13 protein-coding genes are annotated in these 16,406 nt (G+C 58.3%); 5 read left to right on the top strand and 8 right to left on the bottom strand.

Translation table 11 applies throughout. The features are described 5' to 3' along the window. Nucleotides 1-18: 18 nt before the first annotated feature. From B3I26_RS20020 to B3I26_RS20010, 3 genes are all read right to left on the bottom strand, one after another. Nucleotides 19-984: a sulfonate ABC transporter substrate-binding protein gene (locus B3I26_RS20020; RefSeq protein ID WP_296260202.1), complete on the bottom strand. Its 966-nt coding sequence runs from the start codon at nucleotides 982-984 to the stop codon at nucleotides 19-21. 363 nt (nucleotides 985-1,347) lie between these two features. Continuing rightward, entirely contained in the window at nucleotides 1,348-1,986 is a 639-nt protein-coding gene (locus B3I26_RS20015) for a peroxiredoxin (RefSeq protein ID WP_296260201.1), read from the bottom strand. A 176-nt stretch (nucleotides 1,987-2,162) separates the two neighbouring features. Beyond that, on the bottom strand, nucleotides 2,163-3,542 hold the full coding sequence (locus B3I26_RS20010; RefSeq protein ID WP_296260199.1) for an OprD family outer membrane porin: 1,380 nt from the start codon (nucleotides 3,540-3,542) through the stop codon (nucleotides 2,163-2,165). A 628-nt stretch (nucleotides 3,543-4,170) separates the two neighbouring features. Here B3I26_RS20010 and tauA point away from each other — a divergent pair. From tauA to tauD, 4 genes are all read left to right on the top strand, one after another. After that, nucleotides 4,171-5,145: a taurine ABC transporter substrate-binding protein gene (gene tauA / locus B3I26_RS20005; protein WP_296260197.1), complete on the top strand. Its 975-nt coding sequence runs from the start codon at nucleotides 4,171-4,173 to the stop codon at nucleotides 5,143-5,145. A gap of 155 nt (nucleotides 5,146-5,300) precedes the next feature. Beyond that, nucleotides 5,301-6,092, top strand: coding sequence for a taurine ABC transporter ATP-binding subunit (tauB, locus tag B3I26_RS20000; RefSeq protein WP_296260195.1), 792 nt, complete (start codon nucleotides 5,301-5,303; stop codon nucleotides 6,090-6,092). Beyond that, complete coding sequence (tauC, locus tag B3I26_RS19995; protein WP_296260193.1) at nucleotides 6,089-6,937, top strand: taurine ABC transporter permease TauC; 849 nt, start codon at nucleotides 6,089-6,091, stop codon at nucleotides 6,935-6,937. The genes tauB and tauC overlap by 4 nt, the downstream gene beginning before the upstream one ends. A 65-nt stretch (nucleotides 6,938-7,002) precedes the next feature. Continuing rightward, complete coding sequence (tauD, locus tag B3I26_RS19990) at nucleotides 7,003-7,836, top strand: taurine dioxygenase (RefSeq protein ID WP_296260192.1); 834 nt, start codon at nucleotides 7,003-7,005, stop codon at nucleotides 7,834-7,836. A gap of 93 nt (nucleotides 7,837-7,929) precedes the next feature. Here tauD and B3I26_RS19985 read toward each other — a convergent pair whose 3' ends face one another. Beyond that, nucleotides 7,930-13,587: a dermonecrotic toxin domain-containing protein gene (locus B3I26_RS19985; RefSeq protein WP_296260190.1), complete on the bottom strand. Its 5,658-nt coding sequence runs from the start codon at nucleotides 13,585-13,587 to the stop codon at nucleotides 7,930-7,932. A 476-nt stretch (nucleotides 13,588-14,063) separates the two neighbouring features. Beyond that, a complete protein-coding gene (locus B3I26_RS19980; RefSeq protein ID WP_296260189.1) occupies nucleotides 14,064-14,504 on the bottom strand; it encodes a hypothetical protein in 441 nt (146 codons plus the stop codon). Here B3I26_RS19980 and trmL point away from each other — a divergent pair. Next, nucleotides 14,503-14,958 (top strand): tRNA (uridine(34)/cytosine(34)/5-carboxymethylaminomethyluridine(34)-2'-O)-methyltransferase TrmL, encoded by a 456-nt coding sequence (trmL, locus tag B3I26_RS19975; RefSeq protein ID WP_296260188.1) that lies wholly within the window; start codon nucleotides 14,503-14,505, stop codon nucleotides 14,956-14,958. The genes B3I26_RS19980 and trmL overlap by 2 nt on opposite strands. Nucleotides 14,959-15,142: 184 nt before the next feature. Here the strand turns inward: trmL and secB are convergent, their stop codons facing one another. From secB to B3I26_RS19960, 3 genes are read right to left on the bottom strand one after another with little or no spacing between them, the layout of a single operon-like run. After that, a complete protein-coding gene (secB, locus tag B3I26_RS19970) occupies nucleotides 15,143-15,649 on the bottom strand; it encodes a protein-export chaperone SecB (RefSeq protein ID WP_296260186.1) in 507 nt (168 codons plus the stop codon). 41 nt (nucleotides 15,650-15,690) lie between these two features. Further along, nucleotides 15,691-15,945 carry a glutaredoxin 3 gene (grxC, locus tag B3I26_RS19965; RefSeq protein WP_296260185.1) on the bottom strand — a complete coding sequence of 85 codons (255 nt, stop codon included), beginning with the start codon at nucleotides 15,943-15,945 and terminating at the stop codon, nucleotides 15,691-15,693. A gap of 1 nt (nucleotide 15,946) precedes the next feature. Further along, nucleotides 15,947-16,360, bottom strand: a complete 414-nt coding sequence (locus B3I26_RS19960) for a rhodanese-like domain-containing protein (protein WP_296260230.1) — start codon at nucleotides 16,358-16,360, stop codon at nucleotides 15,947-15,949. Between the last annotated feature and the right edge of the window lie 46 nt (nucleotides 16,361-16,406).

Below are 16,406 nucleotides of genomic sequence, written 5' to 3'. Positions count from 1 at the left end.
TCCTCTTAGTGCCCAGGCTTACTGCGCTTTCGCGACAGCAGCGGGTGGCGTCCAGATCACATCGGCGATGCTGAGCGGTTTAGGGATCAACTTGAGTTGATAGAAGGTATCGGCAATTTTCTGCTGCGCGGCGATGGTTTCAGCAGAGATGAACTGTGCACCGTAACCCTGACGCTTGACCGAGATCCGGGTGATGTCTTGCGGTAAACCCAGCAGCGGCGCGACCTGTTTGGTCACTTCGTCCGGGTTGGCCTTGGACCACTCACCTACTGCACGCACTTCTTCGACCAGGGTCTGAATCACCTTCGGATGCTGTTGTGCGTAGGGCCTTGTCGCCAGATAGAACTGATTGTTATCGACGATGCCCTTGCCATCGCGCAAGGTACGCGCCTGCAGCTGTTGTTCAGCGGCCGCCTGATAGGGGTCCCAGATGGCCCAGGCATCGACGCTGCCACGCTCGAAAGCAGCTCGGGCATCGGCTGGCGGCAGGAACACGGTCTGAATATCGCTGTATTTCAGGCCCGCCTCTTCAAGCGCCCGCACCAGCAGGTAATGAACGTTGGAGCCTTTGTTCAGGACGACTTTCTTGCCCTTGAGATCTTTCACCGACTGGATCGGCGAATCCTTGGGCACCAGCAGCGCTTCGCTGGTCGGCGCAGGCGGCTCGGCGGCCACGTAGAGCAGATCGGCGCCTGCTGCCTGGGCGAATACCGGCGGGGTTTCACCGGTGACGCCGAAATCGATGGAGCCCACATTCAGGCCTTCAAGCAGCTGTGGCCCGCCTGGAAACTCGGTCCACTGCACCTGCACGCCCTGGTCGGCCAGCTTCTTTTCCAGCGAGCCCTTGGCCTTGAGCAGAACCAGCGTGCCGTACTTCTGGTAACCGATGCGCAGGGTGTCGGCCTGAGCTTGATTGAGAACGCCCAGGGACACCGCCGCAGCAAACAGAGCGACCAGGCCTCGACGCAAAATGACAGTGCGCATGGCACGCTCCTTTGCTTGTAGCTAATACAGGTGGCACCTGCTCGTCCGATGGCGGACCAGTAAGGCGTGATGAGGAATACATAGCTGGCCATCTCGCCAGGACGGAGAGACCTTAACAGGGGTTTGTTATTCACTAAAATCATATTTATTCATTTGGTTAGCACCAAATTGAATATATAAATCAGCTACTGGAAAAACGCCTCGGCTGGACGTGTCAGCACCTCTCAGCTTCAGTTCTCCCAGGACGTTTCGCCACGGCAATCTGGAGACGCCGGAGAGTAGCGAACAGCTTGACAAGGTCGACTTTGAAACAAAAAAAAGGGCCGATAAATCGGCCCGAATGTCATGGTTGAAACAGAACGGTCAGCGGTTAGGCTGCGGGGTCAGGCGCAGATAAGGCGTAACGGCCTTATAGCCCTTCGGAAAGCGTTGCTTGATTTCTTCTTCGTCCTTGATCGAAGGCACGATCACCACATCGTCGCCATCGTTCCAGTTCGCGGGCGTCGCCACCTTGTGGCTGTCGGTTAACTGCAACGAATCGATGACGCGCAGAATCTCGTGAAAGTTGCGACCCGTACTGGCGGGATAGGTAATGGTCAGGCGCACTTTTTTGTTCGGGTCGATCACGAACAGCGAGCGCACGGTCAGCGTCTCGCTGGCATTGGGGTGGATCAAGTCGTACAGGTCCGAGACCTTGCGATCCGCATCCGCCAGGATAGGGAAGTTGACGGTGGTGTTCTGGGTCGAGTTGATGTCCTCGATCCATTTGACATGTGATTCAGCCGAGTCCACGGAAAGGGCGATAGCTCTCACATTGCGCTTGTCGAACTCGTCCTTAAGCTTTGCGGTGAAGCCAAGCTCAGTGGTGCACACAGGGGTAAAGTCGGCAGGATGGGAGAACAGCACACCCCATTTGTTGCCCAGCCACTCATGAAACCTGATGCGGCCTTCACTGGATTCCTGTTCGAAGTCGGGGGCGATGTCGCCGAGTTTGAGGCTCATACAGTCAGCTCCTTTAGCGTGCGTGTGCTATTGGGACACTGTGCCTGCAAAAAGATTAAAACTGAAAGACTGAAAAGCGATGGCGCTCGCACTTATCGCTATAAAAGACAGTTAAAACCTTTATTTAGAGCATAAAAAAGCCCCGCCAGGCGGGGCTCTTTTTAACCAACCGACGCTTATTTGAAAGCGTAGGTGTAGTTGAAGATCAGACGAGTCTGATCCTGGTCAGCGATGTGGCTGTTCTGAGCATTGGTGCCGGAGAAGTCGCCACGGTAGTTAGCACGACGTACGGTAGCGCCGAAGCCTTTAAGAGGACCGTCCTGGAACACGTAGTCGATGCGCATGTCGCGTTCCCATTCCGAGCTGTCGCCCAGGTTGCCGCGTTGGGACTTGATATTGTTACCTTTGAGGTAAGCGAATGCGGCTTTCAGGCCTGGAACACCCAGACGTGCGAAGTCGTAGGAGTACTGACCGAAGTTGGTGGTCTCACCCGCGCGTGCGAACTGGTTGATCATCGAGTCAGTGAACAGATAGAAGCTCGAACCGCCCTGGCCCTCACTGTGAGTCGCGGAAGTGCCGTCCTTGGTGATGTTGCCGTTGCTCATCCAGACGAAGCCGCCGTCGTCGCCGACATCCTGGTGACCAACCAACAGGGAGTGGCCGCCCAAGGTGTACGTGAACATGGCAGACCAGGTTTTGTTGTCAACTTCGCCAACGTGCTTTGCATAGCCGCCGTTGTTGTTGAACACGTAGCCGGTTTCACCGTTCTTGCCATCCGAACGGCTGTCGAAGTAACGCAGGTCGGTCTTGAACGACTGGTCATCGGCGATCGGGAAGACGTGTACCAAGCCCAGGAAAGTCTGCTTGTAGTAGTCTTCCAGCTCCGAGTGGTAAGCCTGCAAGGTCAGGTCTTTGGTGACTTTCCAGTCAGCGCCCGCAAAGGTGAAGCTGTTGGAGTCTTGAGTGCCACCGGCAACGGCCATACCCGAGTAGTTGCTCGACGCACGGCTCGCACCCTGAGTCAGCTTACCGGCAGTGAAGGTCCAACCTTCCAGTTCCTTGGAGGTGATGACGCCACCTTCAAAGGTCTGTGGCAGCAAACGGCCATCGTTCGACACCAGAATCGGCAAGTTAGGCTGCAGCGCGTTACCCAGCTTGAGTTCGGTCTTGGAAATCTTGGCTTTCACGTTCGCACCGGTACGATCCCACTCGTCAACCGGTGTGCCGTCGGTCTGAACCGGCGTCACGGTGTTGGCAGTGCCCACGCCGTGGTGAGTGATACCACCACCCAGATTGATGCCGACCATGCTCTGTACGTCCAGACCAAAGCCTACGGTGCCAGGGGTATAGCCAGAGATGAAGTTGAACAGCAGGCCCGTGGACGTTTGACGCTGGTCGGAAGCCTTGGCCGTGCCGAATTGCTCACGGTTGTCGTTTTCAAAATACAGGGTACGGGAACTGACGGTTGCCTTGCTGTCTTCAAAAAAACCAGCTGCACTAGCCTGTGTGGCCATTACGCCTACCGATACGGCCAAGGCCAGGGTGGACTTCTTCATTGTGTATCGCTCCTCTTGAATCTAATTTTTGTAGTTCCTTGGCGCTGAGACCGAAGGCTCAAGACCGCGGATGCGCGATTAGCGCCGGACCTGACTCGGCGAGTCAATGTCCCCAAGACTAATTGACTAGACCGCGTTAACAGCTGGCTGCAAAGGTAAGGGAAATCCTTTAAACCTAAAAAGACTTTGTGAGCCTGCTTTTATGCCAAGCAGTTATATGTCACAAGCCGTTTCAGCCGTCCGTTGCGGAGTGTATCGGCGTCTTTACCTAATTCCCAAAAAATATTTCTGCCCCGTTCGTCAGATCGATTAGTTTTGCCCCGTCGTAAGACCGGAACTCGACCAGCCAGTCATGGTCGCGGTGTGAAAAGGGATGAAGATGCACGCTATAACCCTCTGAAAGATAAGAAATTAGCGACTCGCTAGACGTGATTGTTACAGTTGTCACCCCGCACCCCGTCTGATTTTTCCGAGCGCATCGTTAACTCGTCAGTTAACTGGAAAAGCGTGCGCATCACGCACGATCGTCTCTAAGCTCATGCAAAAAAGTTATTTATTTCTGATTTCTTAGATCATTTACGCTTCGCATCATTCAGTCCCTCGGTCTGCCTTGCTCCGGAGCCTCATCATGAAACTCACCCTTCTTCGCCTGGTGGCGGCGCTGTCGCTGGCCGGTTCTACCCTGCTCGCCCAGGCGGCGGATTTCACCGTTGCGTACCAGACCACCGTCGACCCGGCAAAAGTCGCTCAGGCTGACGGCGCGTATGAGAAGGCCACCGGTTCGAAAATCTCCTGGCGCAAGTTCGATAACGGCGCTGACGTGATCACCGCCATCGCTTCCGGCGATGTGCAGATCGGCTATCTGGGTTCGAGCCCCCTGACCGCCGCCGCTACGCGCAAGGTGCCGATCGAAACCTTTCTCATCGCCACGCAGATCGGCGCCGCCGAAGCGCTGGTCGCTCGTAACGGCGCAGGCATCAATAGCCCGCAGGATCTGATCGGCAAGAAGATCGCGGTGCCTTACGTGTCCACCGGGCACTACAGCCTGCTGGCGGCGCTGAAGCACTGGAACATCGATCCTGCCAAGGTGACCATTCTCAACCTGGCACCACCGGCGATCGCAGCCGCCTGGAAACGCGGTGACATTGATGCGACCTACGTTTGGGACCCGGCATTGGGTGTCGCCAAGGAAACCGGCAAGGTGCTGATCACCTCTGGCGAACTGGCCAAGGTCGGTGCTCCGACCTTCGACGCCTGGATCGTGCGCAAGGACTTCGCCGACCAACACCCTGAGATCGTCAAGGCCTTCGCCAAGACCACCCTCGATGCCTACGCCGACTATCGCAAAGACCCCGCCGCGTGTATCGCCAACACCAGCAGCGTCGACAAGCTGGTCAAGCTGTCAGGCGCCAAAGCGAGCGACATTCCTGGCCTGCTGGAGGGCAACGTGTACCCCCTGGCTGCCGACCAGGCAAAAGAGTTGGGCGCGCCGACCACCGAAGCCATCGGCAAGACCGCCGCGTTCCCTAAGGAGCAAGGCAAGGTTGACGCGGTGCTGGCCGATTACACGCCGTATGTCAGCGCGAAGTTTGTGAATCAATAAAACGAATCCGCCGCGAGCCCCTGTTGCAGCACGACGCGCCGGGCTGCAACAGGGGCCAGATCAGCCCGCTGCCCGGTCGGCATGTCATGCGGTGATTGTCGCCCACAACCCCCGAACACCCACTTACACACCTTTTTAAAAACGGAGTCACCGACATGGCCTTGTTACAGCTGGAGCGCATCTGCGCACAGTATCCGGGGGCAGCCGAGCCGGTTCTGTCGGACATATCCCTCAGTCTCGGTCCGCAGCAGTTGCTGGTTGCACTGGGTCCATCCGGCAGCGGCAAGACTTCGTTGCTGAACCTGATTGCAGGCTTTGTCGAGCCAAGCGCCGGGCGTATCACGCTGGACAACGTGCCGGTCAAAGGTCCAAGCGCTGAACGCGGCGTAGTGTTTCAGGACGATGCCTTACTGCCTTGGCAAGACGTGCTCGCCAATGTCGCCTTCGGCCTGGAACTGGCCGGTATCGCTCGCGCGCAACGTGAAGCCAGGGCGCGGGAAATGCTGGAGCTGGTGGACCTGGCCGGGTTCGAGAAGCGCCGTATCTGGCAGCTCTCGGGCGGTCAGAAACAGCGCGTGGGCCTTGCTCGGGCGCTGGCTGCCGACCCGCGGGTACTGCTGATGGACGAACCCTTCGGCGCACTGGACGCCTTCACTCGCGAGCAGATGCAGGAGTTGCTGCTGCAGGTCTGGACGCGCAGCGCCAAACCGGTATTCCTGATTACGCACGACATCGAAGAAGCGGTGTTCCTGGCCACGGATCTGATCCTGCTGGCGCCTAATCCGGGACAGATCGTCGAGCACCTTAAGCTCGACTTCGGCCAACGCTACAGCGCAGGCGAATCAGCGCGAGCGATCAAGTCCGATCCTCGTTTCATCGAAACCCGCGAGCATGTACTGGCCCGGGTATTCTCACAGCGCCAAGCCCTTCAGGAGCAACGGGCATGAGCCAATACCCCACGCCGCCGCTGGGCGAAGCCCTCACCCAAACGCTCCCGCCCGGCAAAACCATCGAGCCGCGCCTGTACCTGAGTACCCGAACCATCAGCGTTCTGACACTGCTTGTATTGCTGGGGACCTGGTGGCTGGTCACGGCATTGGAATGGGTAGAGCCGCTGTTCCTGCCGCCACCTTCCGCCGTGCTGGAAAAGGCCTGGCTGCTGATGACCAAGGGCTACATGGAATCCACGTTATGGCAGCATTTGGGCGCGAGTCTGCAACGCATCGGCCTGGGCTTGGTATTTGCTGTGCTGACCGCGATTCCGGTCGGTGTCGCCATTGGCCATAACCGCATCGCCCAAGGCATCTTCGACCCGCTGATCGAGTTCTACCGCCCGATACCACCCCTGGCTTACCTGCCCTTGATCGTAATCTGGTGCGGCATCGGCGAGTTCTCCAAGGTGCTGCTGATTTACCTGGCGATCTTCGCCCCTATCGCCATTGCCACGGCCACCGGCGTGCGCACCGTAGACAGCGCCAAGCTGCGGGCCGCGCAATCCTTAGGGGCCAATCGCTGGCAGCTGATTCGTCACGTAATCCTGCCAAGCGCCCTGCCGGATATTCTCACCGGTGTGCGTATCGGGCTGGGCGTGGGTTGGTCAACGCTGGTTGCCGCGGAATTGATCGCGGCCACCAGCGGCCTGGGTTTCATGGTGCAGTCTGCCGCGCAGTTTCTGGTGACCGATGTGGTGGTGTTGGGGATTCTGGTCATCGCCTTGATCGCCTTTGCGCTGGAGATGGCCCTGCGCGCCCTCCAGCGCAAGCTGGTGCCCTGGCATGGCCAGAATCATTAACCACCGTTGATGAACCAAAGACACTGGCCACGCCGACATTTCGGCGCACATTGTGAGACCCCTGCATGAGCCTTCACATCACCCCACTGAGTTCAGCATTGGGCGCGCAGATCAACGGCGTTGACTTGAGTCGCGACTTGTCCGACGAGCATCGCAACGCTGTCGAGCAGGCGTTGCTCGCCTACCAGGTGCTGTTCTTTCGCAACCAGCCCATTACACCGCAGCAGCAGGCGCGTTTCGCTGCGCAGTTCGGTGACCTGCACGTTCACCCGATCTACCCCAACATCTCCGAACAACCCGAGATCATGGTCCTCGACACCGCAGTGACCGACGTGCGCGACAACGCCATGTGGCACACCGACGTGACTTTCCTGCCTACCCCGGCGCTGGGCGCGGTGCTCAGTGCCAAGCAACTGCCGGCGTACGGCGGCGATACATTGTGGGCCAGCGGTATCGCGGCGTTCGAAGCGTTATCCAAGCCGCTGCAAACGATGCTGGACGGCTTGACCGCCACCCACGATTTCACTCGCTCCTTCCCGCTGGAGCGCTTTGGCAATACCGCTGAAGACCTGGCGCGCTGGGAAGAGACCCGGCGCAGGAATCCGCCGTTGTCGCATCCGGTGATTCGCACGCACCCGGTCAGTGGGCGCAAGGCGCTATTCGTCAACGAAGGCTTCGCTACGCGGATCAACGAGTTGGAGCCTGCCGAAAGCGAGGCGATTCTGAAATTGCTATTCGCCCATGCGACGCGCCCCGAGTTCACCATCCGCTGGCGCTGGCAGGAAAACGACGTGGCCATGTGGGACAACCGCGTGACCCAACACTACGCGGTGGACGATTACCGGCCACAGCGTCGGGTCATGCACCGTGCGACGATTCTGGGAGATGCGCCCTTCTGAAGAGCGCCCGGGATGTCGGGCCGCCCGGAACGGGTGGGCAGCCGGCCGGCCGCGGACATTGCAGCCGGTCAGCAGCCGATGCCGAGATAACGATCAGTCGCGATTAAAGCCCTCACGATAAGTTAGCTCTCGAATCAGGTTCGTTTCCTGAGTCTCGAACTCGGTCTTCAAGGCGGCAAACTCAGCGCCCAACTCGTCGATCGCCCGACCCGGGAAGCGATCTGGCAGGGCCACCACACGTGCAAGGTAATCTTGCTTGAGGGTCTCGAAGCGCTCGGCATGGGTTTCGCGCAGGTACTGGACCCAGAAATCTCGCTGCGCGGCATAACGCATGAATGGTTCACCGCTTTCACCTTGCTGCACCCGGACCAGAGCCGCGTCCAGCTCGCCGGGACGGATGCTCGCGACCGACTGATAGAGCATGTTGCTCGGAGGCAACGGCAGATCCAGCTCTGAAGACCAGCGCAAACGGTATGCAAGCCGCACCTCCGCTTCGTCGCGACTGCCTGCCTGTTCACGTGCTACGGTGTCCAGTTCATGCAATCGGTACAGGCGTCGGGTCAAGCGGTACAGCGTTTGTCCGCGCAACTGTGCCGGGGCGGTACTCAACGCTTGCGCGATGAACACCTGGATTTCAATCTGGTTGAACACCAGCCAGGCACCGTCATGGCAGGTCTGGGCGCCTGTGTCGGGTTGCACGAGCGCTTCGGCGGCCATCCCGTTGTAAAGAAGTCGGTTCTCCTGACTCTGGTCTGCGGCTTCAAGCACGCGCCATACGCGCTCGGAAAACCCGGCCCGGGTCGGCTCCGTACGATAAGGCGCCGCTTGGGTCAAACGCCCTATCAGAGCGATCAGATTCCCGGCATCCCCCGCATGGTCAATGCGCTGCCAGAGTGCACGATGAATCTGGTTCTCCTCGGCGGTACCGAGCAACCACGGTTCTACATTTTCCACGCCCTCATTCGAAGAGACAGGGGATGGGCTGTTGAGGCGACCCGATGAACCCGAATCCGAATAGTAAGCGTCAGAGTCGGAGTCGGAATAATAACGGTCGCCGGGCAGCGCCAGAATATCGTCCGGTAGTTCCATAGCGAAGGAATAGGAGCTGTGGTGGTTCTCGGAGAGATACGCCCTGCGCATGGTTTCATGAGTCAACGGATTACCGCGCAAGGCGATCTCGGTGTGGGCCAGATCGTTACGCGGGTTTTGCAGGATGTGCTCAGGCAACACGCTCAGGTGATTGTCATCGAGCACGAGCCCTTCCAGCGGCATTACCCCTTCCACCCACTCCGGCCACTGCTGCAGCCCCATGTTTCTCAAGCACAACCAACGCAAGTTGCTCAGCAAACCCGGTGTATAGGTGATGGTCCCCAGTTGGTTTCCTGCAAGGTCCAGCGCCTCGAGACGGCGCAGGCGGCTCAGAAAATGCAGCGCGTTCTGATCCAGCTGCCGCCCCTGGTCCGTCAAGCTCAAGCTGGTCAGGATTGGCAGGTTCAACAGGACCGAGGGCAATTCATACATTGGCTGCACATGACCGATGAAGCTGAGATTCCTTAATTGAAGGAAGTTTGCCAGGAACACGTTTAGCTGCGAGGCATCGGCCCTGACATGTGACAGGTGCATGTTGCGAACACGCAGATAGAAAAAAGCAGGCAGTTGCGCAGGAAAATCCTCCAGCGAGATGCGCTCCAGATTCAGTACCGCAAAGGTCTGGCCTTCGCTGTACGCGCGCCAGTACTCCATAAGGGTTTGGCCAATGACGCGCCTGACTTCAACAGTCGCCTGGCTTAAGGGCCTGGTTGAACTGGACGCCTCGGACCAAGAGGTGATCGCCTCCTGCAACTGCGCTCTTTCCTGCCTCATCAACACTATATGAGCGTCCAGATGGGGCGGCATGTCCAGGTCGAAGCGAAACCGGCTATCGACCCCTTCGTTCAGCCTGACCCGCGTCAGCGTCAAACGTGACAGCGGGTTGCCCTGCAACGATAGCCGGGTTGGCTCAGCGGCAGGCGTGCGGTCATTGAGCACATCCCAAGGGATTTCGATCAAGCGGTTGTTGCGTAACGACAGCTGATTAATGTCCGCGGCCGCCAGACCCTCAAGCCATGAAGGCCACTGATCAAGCCCAAGACTGTCCAGCCCAAGATAGCGCAGACGCAAGCTGACGATGTTGGAAGGCACGATGAAACTGGCCTGATTGCCGCTCAAGTCCAGCCACTCCAAGTGTTCAAGCGTGCTCAACGTCTGCACTTCCAGTGGGCTTATCCATATATTTTGATTAACCAGGCGTAACGTGCGCAGCAGTGGGAAGCAGTGCGATATCAGGTAAGGCAATTGAACAACCAACGGGTCCCGATAAGTAACCGGCACACCGGTGCGGGTTAATTCGAGAGAGTTGATTTGGGGGAATCGTCTGAAGAATTGCTCCAGCGCCTGGCGATCGTCTACCCCCTGAAAGATGGGCGGCGGTAATGTCAGGGAGGGCCTGCTGATGACAATATCTATCAGCTCCAACCGGCTGACACGCTGATAGAAAAAGTCAGGGAGCACCTGCGGGAAGTCGCTGATGACAATGCTCTCCAGGCGTAGGGCGCAAGCGTCGGGGGTGATTTCGGACAAAGCATTTTCCGACCAGTGCCGCCATATTGCATCCTGGATGGCACTGCGGCTGGCCTCGCGCAGGTTCAGATCGGGCATCGAGGTCGATTCGTCACCCCACGCACGTATATTGATATCCAGAGCCCTACGCTCATCCAGTACTTGAGTCAGCCGCTGGTGAATCTGCTGGCGGCTCATCCCTGCACTCTCAAGTGCCATCAGAACCTGCTCGGCTGATCTGTCAGTGGCGGTAATGCCAGCGATTCGGATAAGGTCCAGCAACGTGTCCCGGGCAATGAACCCTTGCATCGCCCCTCTGCCGCTCAACGGATAACCCAATCGACCGTCAGCCAGGCGCATGGGCGACCTCGGTCCCGGTTTTGCGGGCTGCATCTTCAAGACGGTACGCAGCGTGTCCCGCCCCAGCAACGGGCCATTCTGGATCGCCAGCTTGAGCTTGGAGCCGTCCCAGGTGCCGGGGAAATCCAAGGCAGCACGTGACGCGTCGGGCAGAGCGTGCAGCACCGCTGAATAGAGGTTGTCGCGTCCATTCAGCCCGAGGCCCCGTTCATCGAAGGCTTCATAGCCGTTGCTGTGCCTGACCAGGATTTTGCAAACCGTCGAATCGGCAGGCCCGACGGCATCGATCGCAGTTCCTTGAAAACTGCCCTCTCTGACTTCCAGCCGCAGCCCGAAGGGCCAACCAGAAAGACGTTCCAGGGTGTGGAGAATCAGTTTGTCGGTGTCCTGGTTGTTCACCGACTCAAGGAACACGCCCTCATAAGCTCGCGCTAACCTTACTTGCTGTTGGTAGACCCGAATTTCCTCGGCGATACGCAACGGCACACGACCTTGACCCAATTCCTCCAGCTGCGCGGGTGATGCGTGAAGGACGAGCTCGTCAGCGATCGCCGCCGGCAGGTCGGGATAGCTGCGCGTTATCGTCAGCGCATGAGCCTGCTGAGGCAGCGACATCGCTCGATAGCGCGAATCGAATAGAGCCGCCCGTTCAGGGGATTCGCCACCCTGAGCGCTGCGCTGTATCTCCAGATCCAGCTGAAAACGTCGCAACGTGTCGTCCAGCAACGCGGGCGGACGCTCGCCCTCGACCAGCGCCCTTCGCAAAACAGCTTCCGACGTGTCACTGACCTGCAGGATGCGCCGGGCGGTCGCATCGGAAAACTCAGCAACACTGTGCCCCAGGCGTCGAAATAATTTCAGGCCTTCCCATTCCGAAGGCCGGTCAGCAGGATGCAACCAGGCGCCGCGGCCGTTATGGCGCAGCGGCGGCTCGTAGCTCAGGGCCTTGGTAGGGTGTTCGATACGGAACTGCCCCCGCGAAGATGTCTGCTTAACCGAATAGACCTTGTCCTCGACCGATATCCAGGTTTTGTCCTGATGGTGATAAAGGCCGAACTCGTCGGGCTGCAATCCCTCGGGCAACACCGTGTCGTGGGCGAAGGGCGCAAGGTCGGGCTTCCACAGGCGAGTCTCGCCGTTGGGCAGCTCCACTGGCGTGAGGTCCTCGATAAAGGAAGGTGTCTCGACCGTTATCCTTTCCACCGCAGGGGTGCCTGCACCTCGATGTGCCGCGTCAAGAGCCGCCATCAGCGCCACGTTCTCGGCCACGTCCATCAGGTACCCCCAACCCAGCTCCCATTCCCCACAGGTCCAACTGTCGATCCCCTCGAACACTTCGGTCGCCAACTGAGCAGCGGTTGCTGCCATCATTACCGTGCCCACAGGCGGCACCACGAAACCCACCAGATTCAGAGCTTGCCACGCCACAGCCTCGAAGTAATGCACACGCTGGTCGAAGGTTTTCTGATCCTCGTCCGCCGTCGGCACCGCATGAAACAAAGCGTCATCCTTCAGCACCCTGGCTTTTTGCTCAGTGATGGCATTCAGTAGCCCGGTGGCAAAGGTGTGGTCTCGCAAATGCAGCTTGGCGTTCCTGTCGACCTGCTGCTCATACCAGCGCCTATCCTTGTTCCAGACGCTGGGGCGCAAGCACTTGTCCAACTTTGCGGACAATTGAGCCCGATGGCGGGCGGGGACGAAACGTTGAAAGAAATCCAGATAGCCGTCCACCATCATCCTGTCGCGCAGCGCTTGTGTGAACGCTGCACTGGACGCGTACTCTTTAAGCGGGCATACGGGGTCATCGGGAATGTAAACGACCAGGCTTTGCGTATTCTCGGCGCTGTCACGTGCCTTGCCGATGGCCACGATGCCCGTTAACTCAATGTCCCAGAGCCGCAGGAAACTGCATGTGACAGGCTGGCCGTCCAACTCGACGCTTTTGCGGTTGCGCGCTACGTTGAGCAAGGCATGGTACAGGCCCTCGCCGATCTGGCCTTTCATATAAGCCAGATGCACCTGGACCATAAACGCCGCTTGCTCAACCCGCTTCAAAAGTCCGCGGCGATTGTAGGCAGCGGCGTCCGGTGCGTCGCCAGGCTTTGAGGGCGGGTTGAGAAACGCATCGATCTTTTTCTGGTATTGGCCTCCCAAATCCAGCTCGCGACACAGTGTCGCGAATGCTTCGGGAGCAATCGCCAGAGCTGTGCCGGTCACGCTTATTCCGGACACCGGATAGCGATCATAAATAGCAGCCTTCCGCCGGGCATCCAGGTCCATCGCCCCGGCAGCGGTTTCCCAGGATTCGAAGTTCTGCAGCGCAGCATGCAGGAGCGTTTGAGTTGCGGCTGTGAGCGACTTTTGCAACTGGACCATCGGGTCTCTGGAGGCAACTGCAAACGAATCGTCGACATGAACCCGGCTGGCGTGGAACAGCCAGGTCTTGCGTACATCCACGCGCAGTCCGAAACGCTTTTGTATGGCGGCAACCAGCAAGGGTTCGGCAAATGTTTCAAGCGCTGGAAAGTCCACCAGCACTTGCCTGAGTTTCTGTTCGCTGTCGCGATAGAGCGTGTGATCCTGCTTCAGGGATTTGACGACGTCGGGCATCGACTGCCGGGCACGTTCGAACCAGTCCAGGCGCGTCCTACCGGCCTCTCGAAGCGCACCTTGGGTCGCTGGCCAAGCATCGATCAGCCATTGGGGAATCTTGCTACCGACCGCGGTGAGGGGTTCGCTTTGCTGCGCAGACCCAGCGAGCAAACGCGCGGAAGAGTCCATTGATTGAGACATAAAAACGCCTTGAAACTTTGAATGGACAATCGAGCTTATTCAGAGCGCTCGCCACTAAAAGCTCAAATTACTCATATCAAATGAACGGGTTTAGTCAGAATTTAGAATATATAAAACAAATAGATACCACCGTTTCCGTTGCGGCAGCTGTTTGGAAAATCACGCCCCAGGATTCTGGATTCTTCATTCGGGTAGAGGACGTAACTTGGTAGTGCATCACTTTGGCGTTTCGGCATGAAAAACGCCCAATTAACGTGCAAATGAAATCATGGCGTATGAACGGTCGCGGGGCCGTTGGGGCGCTAAAAGCGGCTTGTGGCCGCCTGTGTATATCCCTGATGGCCTGAATACGGGGCTTTGGCCTACTTTTAAAAATATTCTGAAACGATTCATCAAAACTGGCACGCGCTCTGCTATAGGTTAATCATCACCAGTTTTGGGGACCTTGGTACAGGCAGGCCGGGGATTCCCCTCTTTTATTCCTCCCGGAGACTGACCTCCAGTCTCCAGCGCCCGTCCTGAGTTGCACCGTGCCAGTCACCGTGCAATGGACGGGCCGCCAGCAGGTTGAGCAACAATCCCTTATCACTCTTCTGAATCTTCCAGCGCACCTCTCGGCCGTTTACCTTCAGCTCGCCCCGTTGCGCATCGCCTTTGGCATTGAACAGCAAGGCCACAGCGCCTTCCACCATTTCGCCGTGCAACTGCGGCTCGCGGTTGAACCAGACCGCAATGCCTTCGGGGAGCACCTCAATACGTTGCAGTTCAACAGGATCGGGGGCGGTCAGCCGGCCTATCATCAAACCGACCATCACCCCGAATAGTGCAATGGAACCCAAAACCCGCCGCCATTGCTTCGGTCGCGGGTCTTCTTCGGGGGTAGAATGCATCCCGTCCTTTCGTTCGGAGCCGTGCATGTTTCACGTGATCCTTTTTCAACCAGAAATTCCGCCGAATACCGGCAATATCATCAGACTCTGTGCCAACAGTGGTTGCAGCCTGCATTTGATCGAGCCTTTAGGCTTCGAGCTGGATGACAAACGCCTGCGTCGTGCGGGCCTGGATTATCACGAATACGCGAGCCTGCATCGCCACGCAGACCTGGCCAGCTGCCTGGAAAGTCTCGGCCAGCCGCGACTGTTCGCTTTTACCACAAAGGGCTCGCGGCCTTTTCACGATGCGGCGTTTCAGGAAGGCGATGCGTTGCTCTTCGGCCCGGAAAGCCGCGGCCTGCCACCCGAGGTGCTGGATCCGCTGACGGCCCAGCAACGCCTGCGCTTGCCGATGCGTGAGGGCTGCCGCAGCCTGAACCTGTCCAACACCGTCGCCGTCGCAGTTTACGAAGGCTGGCGGCAGTTGGGGTTCAAATAGCCGCGGGGCCGTCGCTCAACCACATGAGTGTCGATGGCGGGTAACGGCATGGCGCACGAGCGACAGCGCCTCCCACAACCGCCGACGCCGGCAAGCCGGACGCCTACACCGGATGTTTCGTCGAACAGAGCCCACAAAAAAGCGCCCGTCACAGGCGCTTTTTTATCGGGCAGCAACGCTTGGCTTACTGAACGGTAGGCGTTGGTGTTTCGCCCGACTCCTGCATGCGCTGCAGCTCTTGAGCGTACAGGGCATCGAAGTTCACCGGAGCCAGCATCAGCGCCGGGAACGAGCCGCGAACCACCAGGCTATCGATGGTTTCGCGCGCATACGGGAACAGGATGTTCGGGCAGAAAGCGCCCAGCGTGTGGCTCATGGAAGCAGCATCCAGGCCCTTGATCAGGAAGATGCCGGCTTGCTGGACTTCAGCGATGAAGGCGATTTCCTCGCCATTCTTCACTTCGACCGACAGGGTCAGCACAACTTCATAGAAATCGTTTTCCAGCTGCTTTTGACGAGTGTTCAGGTCCAGGCTAACGCTTGGGGTCCATTCCTGACGGAAGATTCCCGGGCTTTTCGGCGCTTCGAACGACAGGTCACGTACATAAATGCGTTGCAAGGAAAACTGCGGAGCTTCTTCATCGCCGACGGCTTGGTTGGCAGTGGCGTCGGTATTCGTTTGATCGGTCATCTCAGATCCTTCTTACTCTTGAGGTCTTGTAGCGTTCGAATTCAGGCGCTCAGCAGTGCGTCGAGCTTGCCGGCGCGCTCCAGTGCGAACAGGTCGTCGCAACCGCCGACGTGGATCGAGCCGACCCAGATCTGCGGAACCGACGTGCGCCCGGCCTTTTTGGTCATTTCAGCGCGAATCTGCGGTTTGCCGTCGACCTTGATTTCCTCGAAGGCGACGTTCTTGCTCACGAGCAGGTGCTTGGCGCGAGAGCAGTAAGGGCAATAATCGCTGGAGTAGACGACGACGTGAGTCATTTCACTTCACCAAAGGCAAGTTGTCACCGCGCCACGAGGAAACGCCGCCCGAGAGCTTGGCAGCCGTGAAACCGGCCTTGAGCAGTTCGCGGGCCACGTGACCGGCGTGCTGACCCGCGGCATCGACGATGATCAGTGTCTTGGGCTTGTACTTTTCAAGCTCCGCCGTCCGGGACATCACTTTGTCCTGCGGAAAATTCAGCGCGCCAACAATATGACCGCTGGCGTAATCCTTCTTGGCGCGCACGTCGATGACGACCGCTTCGTCGCGGTTGACCAGCGCGGTCAGCTCGCCGGTGCTCAGGCTGCGGCCGCCTTTGCTAAGCTCCGTTGCAATCAACAGCGCCAGCAGGATGACAAAAGCGCCAGCCAGCAAATAGTGGTTAGTGGCAAATTCAATCAGGTGAGCAACCATCATCAGGTTCCAGGGCGTTAAAATGTCGGCCAGTATACACAGCCCC

The sequence above is a fragment of the Pseudomonas sp. UBA5706 genome, assembly GCF_002419965.1.
In the GTDB taxonomy this organism is placed as follows: Bacteria; Pseudomonadota; Gammaproteobacteria; order Pseudomonadales; family Pseudomonadaceae; genus Aquipseudomonas.
This window is presented reverse-complemented; position numbering and strand designations above follow the sequence as displayed.

Excerpts from the sequence above, each read along its gene's own strand:
- B3I26_RS20020 (WP_296260202.1), bottom strand. The coding sequence starts at position 984 with ATGCGCACTGTCATTTTGCGTCGAGGCCTGGTCGCTCTGTTTGCTGCG.
- B3I26_RS20015 (WP_296260201.1), bottom strand. The coding sequence starts at position 1,986 with ATGAGCCTCAAACTCGGCGACATCGCCCCCGACTTCGAACAGGAATCC.
- B3I26_RS20010 (WP_296260199.1), bottom strand. The coding sequence starts at position 3,542 with ATGAAGAAGTCCACCCTGGCCTTGGCCGTATCGGTAGGCGTAATGGCC.
- tauA (WP_296260197.1), top strand. The coding sequence starts at position 4,171 with ATGAAACTCACCCTTCTTCGCCTGGTGGCGGCGCTGTCGCTGGCCGGT.
- tauB (WP_296260195.1), top strand. The coding sequence starts at position 5,301 with ATGGCCTTGTTACAGCTGGAGCGCATCTGCGCACAGTATCCGGGGGCA.
- tauC (WP_296260193.1), top strand. The coding sequence starts at position 6,089 with ATGAGCCAATACCCCACGCCGCCGCTGGGCGAAGCCCTCACCCAAACG.
- tauD (WP_296260192.1), top strand. The coding sequence starts at position 7,003 with ATGAGCCTTCACATCACCCCACTGAGTTCAGCATTGGGCGCGCAGATC.
- B3I26_RS19985 (WP_296260190.1), bottom strand. The coding sequence starts at position 13,587 with ATGTCTCAATCAATGGACTCTTCCGCGCGTTTGCTCGCTGGGTCTGCG.
- trmL (WP_296260188.1), top strand. The coding sequence starts at position 14,503 with ATGTTTCACGTGATCCTTTTTCAACCAGAAATTCCGCCGAATACCGGC.
- B3I26_RS19980 (WP_296260189.1), bottom strand. The coding sequence starts at position 14,504 with ATGCACGGCTCCGAACGAAAGGACGGGATGCATTCTACCCCCGAAGAA.
- secB (WP_296260186.1), bottom strand. The coding sequence starts at position 15,649 with ATGACCGATCAAACGAATACCGACGCCACTGCCAACCAAGCCGTCGGC.
- grxC (WP_296260185.1), bottom strand. The coding sequence starts at position 15,945 with ATGACTCACGTCGTCGTCTACTCCAGCGATTATTGCCCTTACTGCTCT.
- B3I26_RS19960 (WP_296260230.1), bottom strand. The coding sequence starts at position 16,360 with ATGGTTGCTCACCTGATTGAATTTGCCACTAACCACTATTTGCTGGCT.